Origin of the sequence: Pseudomonas sp. YuFO20 (assembly GCF_035064975.1) — a bacterium.
Lineage (GTDB): Bacteria > Pseudomonadota > Gammaproteobacteria > Pseudomonadales > Pseudomonadaceae > Aquipseudomonas > Aquipseudomonas putida_AE.
Map to the genome: position 1 here is coordinate 22230 of NZ_JAXDEO010000064.1, position 7485 is coordinate 29714.

4 protein-coding genes are annotated in these 7485 nt (G+C 59.8%); 2 read left to right on the plus strand and 2 right to left on the minus strand.

Annotated elements, in window-relative coordinates:
- Positions 1 to 265: 265 nt before the first annotated feature.
- On the minus strand, positions 266 to 2461 hold the full coding sequence (locus SOP85_RS26495; RefSeq protein WP_274073426.1) for a hypothetical protein: 2196 nt from the start codon (positions 2459 to 2461) through the stop codon (positions 266 to 268).
- Between the two features lie 194 nt (positions 2462 to 2655).
- On the opposite strand from SOP85_RS26495, the gene SOP85_RS26500 reads away from it, so the two are divergent.
- Positions 2656 to 3549, plus strand: coding sequence for an NAD(P)-dependent oxidoreductase (locus tag SOP85_RS26500; protein ID WP_323628749.1), 894 nt, complete (start codon positions 2656 to 2658; stop codon positions 3547 to 3549).
- Here the strand turns inward: SOP85_RS26500 and SOP85_RS26505 are convergent.
- Entirely contained in the window at positions 3506 to 5638 is a 2133-nt protein-coding gene (locus SOP85_RS26505; RefSeq protein WP_274073428.1) for a putative bifunctional diguanylate cyclase/phosphodiesterase, read from the minus strand. The two genes, SOP85_RS26500 and SOP85_RS26505, sit on opposite strands and share 44 nt — an antisense overlap.
- Before the next feature lie 365 nt (positions 5639 to 6003).
- On the opposite strand from SOP85_RS26505, the gene SOP85_RS26510 reads away from it, so the two are divergent.
- Positions 6004 to 7353 carry a spinster family MFS transporter gene (locus tag SOP85_RS26510; RefSeq protein WP_274073429.1) on the plus strand — a complete coding sequence of 450 codons (1350 nt, stop codon included), beginning with the start codon at positions 6004 to 6006 and terminating at the stop codon, positions 7351 to 7353.
- Positions 7354 to 7485: the final 132 nt, after the last annotated feature.

Here is a 7485-nt window from a genome sequence, read left to right on the forward strand (position 1 = left end):
GTGTGTAGCCGAGTAGCGTGATGGCAGGTTGCCGTAGAGAAAGGCCACGCTTCACGGTGACGTAAACGTAACGGGAACAGTTGGTAGGACAGCTGAACGGCTGACCAATTGTTTCTGGATGTTGAAAGGCCGTTGAATTCGAGATCGTTTTCGCTGGCAAGCCAGCTCCTGCAGGAATTGATGTCGAACACCTATTACGTGAACGACACCGAATCTGTAGGAGCTGGCTTGCCAGCGATCGGAGCGACTCGGTATCACGCCTTGATCAGTAACTCTTGCCTGTGTGGTTATTCAACGAAATCACCTTGGTCTTGCCAATCCGGTGACGATAGATCTCACGCAGGTACTTGATCGCCTTCTTCACGCAATCGCGTGACAGCCGGATGTCGTTGATCGAGACGAACTTGTCCTTGTCGTTGATCAGCTCGCGATACTTCTTCTCGTACATCGGCTTGATCGCGTACCAGTTGGTATCGAGGATTTTCGCCGGGTTCTCGAACTCGTTGAGCAGGTCGTCGATCAGGTCTTCATCGAAATGTTCGTTGATGATGAAGTCCAGGACCGAGTTGTCCAGGGTGTCATCGAAGCGGTACGGCGTACGGGCAAAGCAGCGCTTGATGAACGCCACGATCAAGGTCAGGAAATCGTCCGACAGGCACGGGCTCTTGGCGATCAGGGTGGTCAACGACAGGTTGGCCGAGGCGCCGATCACCAACGCATAGCGCTTGAGCGTGGTGTTGGGGAACAGGCTGTTGAGGTGGGTCTTCAAGCGGTTCAGGTCCATGTAGGACAGCTTGTAGTCCTTGGGCAGGGAAACGATCGACACCACCGATGAGCAGTTCTTGAAGAAGTGCAGATCGTGCAGGGCGGCCGCGTCATACCCCGAATTCTTGTACTGCTCCAGCGCCGCGCGATAGCGCTTGGACTCGATGGGCAGCAGGCTGATGCCTTCGATGGCCTGGGTGACCTTGTTGAAGTGCGGCAGGTCGATGGAGCGGAAGAACAGGTCGTCGATGTTCAGGCGCTGCGGTTCTTTGTCGAAGACCTTGAACTTGTCGCTGCTCGGCGGCGGGGTTTCCGGCACCACGGATTCGGCATAGGCAATGGCCACCGGGCCGGCGAGACTCATGAACAGGTCGTTGGCGTCCAGGCGAATGGTTTCGCCGATGTCAATGCCGGCACGGCGAAAATAGTTCTGGTCGTAGTCGGTGGTGACCGCCTGAGCCGTCAGAATGTTGAAGATCTGCTGCGAGATGTACTGGTTGGCATGCTTTTCCATCGCGTTGACGTCGATGTTCTGGATGTTGCCGTCATCGCTTTCTTCGGCATAACGCATGATGTCGTTGGAGATCAGCATCATCGCGTTCCATGGGCGGATACGGCCCATGACGCTGGCTTCACTGCTGTCTTCGTTGGCGAAGTTGTAGGAGAAGTCCCATTCTTCCGACAGGTATTTGCACAGCAGGCGGCCGGCGTTGATGTGCAGCGCCTCGGACATTTCACTGCGGTGATCGGATATGTTTGGCAGTACGCAGATGCCGCTGGTGAAGATCGGTTCGAAGACGAAGGAATGACCGCTTTTGCTGTCGTGCTCGTCCATCGGCCGGGTGTCGAACGTCTTGTTCATGTACGAGTGTTGCTGGGCCAGGCCGAATTCCGAAGCCATGCCCGAACCGGTACCGCCACCGGCACTGAAGATCGAGAAATACAGGCGCGACTGGTTGGCCTTGATGCCACAGCTGTCGATCAGGTACGAGTGGATCATCTTCCAGTCGGGGCTGGAGAAACGCTGGGTGTCCTTGTTCAGGATGATCTTGGCCAGGTACTGGCCGAGAATCGGCGCGTTACCGGCACCACCGGCATGGACTTCCGACAGGTCCATGATTTTCATTTTGCTGTAGTCGCGCAGGAAACCGCTCTTTTCGCCTTTGCGCGAGAAGCGGATACGCCCGGCGATGTCCTTGTCCAGGTCGCCCAGCATCACCAGCGGCTCGACCAGGAACACCGGTTTGGTCGCCTTGTTCGACCCCAGGCGCAAATTGTTGCGAATCCACTGTGCCGGGCTATAGCCTTTTTCCGCATAGCGCTTGTCTGGCGACAGGCGATCTTCGTTGTTGAATTCGTTGAGGTAGAACTTGCGGGCGTTGTAGACCAGTTCCGCGACATCCAGCGCGATGTTCGAACCGCAGCGGCCCAGGCCAATCAGGCACACCGAAGGGAATTCCTGATCGTTGTGCTGTTCGTTGTCACCTTCCAGGTGCGCTGGGCGCGGGAACACCATGTCGCGCAGGCCGTCGAGGTTGTCGAGGATGCGATCGGTGTTGGTTTCGGTGAAGTACAGGTATTGCTGGGTCGCCAGCGGGCGCGACGGCGTCAATGGCTTCGACGGTGCGGGGCTGTTCGCCGCCGGGCTCAGCGTCAGGTCGGAAAGCGCAGGGGCTGGATTGTTTTTAGAAGTCATCGTTCGCCATGTACCTGGGCTGGTGGGTCGGGCAACCTGTTGTCGTCGACCATCACGGAATGAGAACTCGCGTCTTTTATCAGCGCGAATTGTCCCGGGCGGCGCAGCCAATTGGCGCGTCGCCCGGCGGAATCCTTTCCTGAGTCTTGATAAATCGGCCAGTATTCGCTGTTCTTTAATCAAAAGGAGGCAAAATGATGTCAACGCTACCGTCCCTGGGTTTTGCCGGAATCGGCCTGATGGGCTTGCCGATGTGCCAGCGTTTGCTCGCCGCGGGTTACCCGCTGACGGTGTGGAACCGCAATCCGGCCAAGTGCGCAGAGCTGGTCGAGGCCGGGGCACGCCAGGTCGCCACACCTGCCGAGTTGTGCCAGCACGCCGAGGTGGTGATGTTGTGCCTGGCGGATACCTCAGTGGTCCGCGAGGTGGTTTTCGGCGAGTCGGGCATTGCCGAGGGGGCGAAAAAGGGTCAGCTGCTGGTGGATTTTTCCAGTCTGGAGCCCACGGCGACCCGGGAAATGGCGACAGAACTCGGCAAGACCGGCATGGGTTGGCTGGATGCGCCGGTGTCCGGTGGGGTGGTGGGGGCCGAAGCCGGCAGCCTGGCGATCATGGTCGGCGGCAGCGCGGCAGACCTTGAGCGGGTCAAACCGGTTTTGCAGAGGCTCGGCCAGCGGGTGACGCACATGGGCGCGGTGGGAGCAGGGCAGGTGACCAAGGCCTGCAACCAGATGATCGTTGCCTGCAATGCGCTGGTCATCGCCGAAGTGGTGGCCCTGGCGGAGCGCTCCGGGGTCGATGCCAGCCTGATCGCCGTGGCACTGGCCGGTGGGTTTGCCGATTCGAGGCCCTTGCAGTTCCTTGCACCGCAAATGGCCCAGAGCCGTTTCGAACCGGTCAAATGGCACGTGCGGACCTTGCTCAAGGATCTGGATTCAGCGGTGAAGTTTTCCCGCGAACAAGGTTCGGCGACGCCGATCAGCGGCCTGGCCGCGCAATTGATGCGCCTGCATGGGGCCCAGGGTTTCCTCGAGAAAGACCCCTCTACATTAGTGCAGATGTACCGTGCACAAGACTCAGGGGCGTGACGCTGTACGATTGCTTGCGCTGGTTGATTTCGTTCAGCACGGGCCGCAGTTCCGCCAGCGGTACTGGGCGACTGAGCAGGTAACCCTGGACGAAGTCGCAGCCGTGGCGCTCGAGAAACTGGTACTGCTCGAAGGTTTCGACGCCTTCGGTGACCACCTCCAGATGCAGGGTGTGGGCCATGACGATAATGGCCTGGACGATCTCCATGTCCTGGGTGGCGATTGGAATGTCCTGGATGAATGATCGGTCGATCTTCAGCGTGTTCAGCGGCAAGCGCTTGAGGTAAGCCAGGGATGAGTAACCGGTGCCGAAGTCATCGATCGACAGCGACACGCCGAGGGCGCGTACCTGGCGCAGAGACACCAGCGTATCGGCGATGCTGCCCATCAGCGCATTCTCGGTGACCTCCAGTTCCAGTCGGTGGGGCTCGACCCCGGCGTTGCGCAACGCGAGTGAGATTTCGTCGCTCAATTCTTCGCGCGCCAGGGTCAGGGGCGAGCAATTGATGGCGATCTTCAGGTTCGCGCAACCCTGGTGCGACAGCTCGCCCAGGTCCTCGCAGGCCTTGCGCAGCACCCAGTTGTCCAGTTCGGTGATCAGGCCATTGGCCTCTGCGATGCCAATGAAGCGGTCCGGCGCAAGAAATCCATGGACCGGGTGCTGCCAGCGGATCAAGGCTTCGAGTTTGCTGACCTGGCCGGTTTTCAGGTCATAGATCGGTTGGTAATAGAGCATCAGGCCGGTGTCTTCGCGCAGGGCGTGGCGCAGTTCTTCTTCCAGTTGCAGTTCCAGCATGGCGCGCGCCTTGAGGTTGGCACTGAAGAAATTCAGCCCATTGCGGCCACTGTCCTTGGATTGATACAGCGCCAGGTCGGCGTTTTTCAGCAGTTCTTCGCAGGTCTTGCCGTCCTCGGGGAACACGCTGATGCCGATGCTGGTGGTCATGACCATGCGCCGCCCGGACAGCTCGATGGGTTCCTTGAGTTTCTGCATGATGCGCTGGGCCATCTGGCGCGCTTCATCACGGTCATGCAGGTCGATGAGGATGCAGAATTCGTCGCCACCAAAGCGTGCCACCACATCTTCATGGGTGCGCACCGAGCTCTTGATGTGCCGGGCGAGCACCTTGAGCAGTTCATCGCCGGCATCGTGGCCGAGACTGTCGTTGATGCGCTTGAAATGATCGATGTCGAGGAACAGGACGGCGAGCATGCCGCCTGCCTGGGTGCGCTCCAGGAGCTTCTCGGCGAACAGCTGGTTGAACCCGCGACGGTTGACCAGGTTGGTCAGGGCGTCGTAGTGCGCCACCTGTTGCAGGGACATGCGCGCCTGGTCCAGTTGGCTGAGCAGCGAGTTGACCCGCAGCAGGTCGCGGTCCTTGTGCTGCAGCTTCTTGTCCGCCAGCGCCGCGCTGATGCAACTGCCGATGATCAGCAGGGTCATGACGGCGACCGTCAGGCCCAGTTGCAGATGGTTGTTTTCACCCGGCTGGGTCAGCAGGCTGCCGTTTGGCAGGACCAGGGAGAAGGCGGCCATGCCGGTGAAATGCAGGGTGAAGATGCCTGCTCCCAGCACCAGGCTGCCGCCGCATTTGAGCAACTGATTGAACAATCCCTCACCCGTGCGCAGATAGCTGGCCAGCAGCAACGCCGCCAGACTGGCGCCGATGGCGATCATGATCGAAAGGATGAACAGCCCAGGATGGTAATAAGCCGTCGCTTGCGTACGCATGGCGGCCATGCCCACGTAATGCATGGTGGCGATGCCCAGGCCGATGATGATCGACGCCTTGCAGCATTGGCGGAAATTCAGGGCGGGCAGGCTGAGGGTGTGCATCGCCAGCCACGACGCACACAGGGCGATCAACAGGGACACAAGGGTGATGGGCAAATGGTATTGCACGTCGATCGGCACCTGGAACGCCAGCATGCCAATGAAATGCATGGCCCAGATTCCGCCGGCCAGGCATCCGGCGCCGATCCAGCGCCAAAGGCGTTGGGACGCTGGTTTTTGCGCCTGGGCAACCCGTTCGGCCATATCCAGTGTGGCAAAACTGCCAGCGCAGGCGACCAGAAAAGCCAGCAGCACCAGGAAAGGGTCATGTGCGCAATGGAGTATGACCTGTCCGCTGTCTGCCAGCTCTGTGGTGAAATGCAGACCAAGCCACTCCATAGCGTGCCCCGTGGTTGTCTCCCTGCCGGCAATCAACGCTGGCGAATGTGTTGGAGTATAGAAGCCGTGCATCGAACGCAAGGAATAGTGGCACATTGTCTCCCAATGATTTTGGAATGGGCTTTAGTGCGTTTGGAAATAAAATGTCGCATGGGCCGCGTCGGTGCCCATGGGCGGGTATCAGCTTTACGAATAATTACAGACAGTGCCGGCCAGCCTGACTAGATTGCAGGTTCCGGGTGGCAGGCAAGCCCCCATAACAATAAAAAAGAGACGGACCCATGCAGAACTCGACCCAAGCGGCGAATGCCTGGCGCATTCTGTTCCTGCTGTTCCTGGCCAACCTGTTCAACTTCTTCGACCGCACCATCCCCGCCATCATCATCGAACCGATCCGCATGGAGTGGCACCTCAGCGACTTTCAACTGGGGATCATCGGTACGGCATTCACCATCGTCTACGCGATCGCCGGCCTGCCGCTGGGGCGAATGGCCGATACCGGCTCGCGCAGCAAGTTGATGGGCTGGGGCCTGGCGGCATGGAGCGGCCTGACCGCAGTCAACGGCATGGTCGGCAGCTTCTGGAGTTTCCTGATCGTGCGCATGGGCGTCGGCATCGGCGAAGCCAGTTACGCGCCAGCCGCCAATTCGTTGATCGGCGACCTGTTTCCGGCGCATCGCCGGGCGCGGGCCATGGGCATATTCATGCTCGGGCTGCCGTTGGGTCTGCTACTGGCGTTCTTCACTATCGGCGCGATGGTCAAGGCCTTCGACAGCTGGCGTGCCCCGTTCTTCATTGCCGCGGTACCGGGGCTGATCCTGGCGATCTTCATGTTTTTCATCAAGGAACCGAAACGTGGCGCGGCCGAAAGCGTGCAGGTGTCCCAGGAGAAGATCGACCGGCCGATCCGCCGGGTGCTGGCAGTGCCGACCTTCCTGTGGCTGGTGATGGCGGGACTCTGTTTCAACTTCGCCACCTATGCCTGTAACTCGTTCATGGTGCCGATGCTGCAACGTTATTTCCTGATGCCGTTGCAGGAGGCCGCAGTGGCGACGGGGGTGATCGTCGGCGTCACCGGGTTGTTCGGCCTGACATTGGGCGGCTGGGTGGCGGACAAGATCCATCAGCGGGTTGCCAACGGTCGTCTGCTGTTCGCCGCGTTCAGCCTGATCATTTCAACCCTGTGCACGGCGTGGGCGCTGCATTCGGGGCGGATCGAGATCGGCGTGTTCGTGGCCGTCTTCAGCCTGGGCTGGTTGTTTGCCTATAACTTCTATACCTGCGTTTACACGGCGATCCAGGACGTGGTCGAGCCGCGCCTGCGGGCCACCGCCATGGCCTTGTTCTTTGCCGGGCTGTACCTGTTGGGCGGTGGGTTGGGGCCCGTGGTGGTCGGCGCCTTGTCCGATCACTTTGCCCACACGGCGATGCTCGCGGCGGGTGCCGGGCAGATGACCGAGGCGTTCAAGGCGGTGGGCCTGCATGACGCGATGTACCTGATCCCGGTAGCGCTGTTCTTCACCATGGTGTTCCTGGTGTTGGCTTCGCGGTGTTTTGTGCGCGATGCCAAGCGGATGAAGGATGGGTTGGGTAGCGTAGTCGAGCCTGAGGGGGCCGCGGCGACTGCTTAATCGCTTTCGCGAGCAAGCCCGCTTGTATGTTTAGACTTGTAGGGGTGGTGGGACTAAAAGCCAGCATCTGACTCTAGCCAGTACAGACCGTGGGAGACTTCGCCCCACCCCTTCACCAAAGCGCCGATAAGG

Bases quoted from the DNA above. Each gene is read 5' to 3' on its own strand.
- SOP85_RS26495 (WP_274073426.1), bottom strand. From the start codon at position 2,461: ATGACTTCTAAAAACAATCCAGCCCCTGCGCTTTCCGACCTGACGCTG.
- SOP85_RS26500 (WP_323628749.1), top strand. From the start codon at position 2,656: ATGATGTCAACGCTACCGTCCCTGGGTTTTGCCGGAATCGGCCTGATG.
- SOP85_RS26510 (WP_274073429.1), top strand. From the start codon at position 6,004: ATGCAGAACTCGACCCAAGCGGCGAATGCCTGGCGCATTCTGTTCCTG.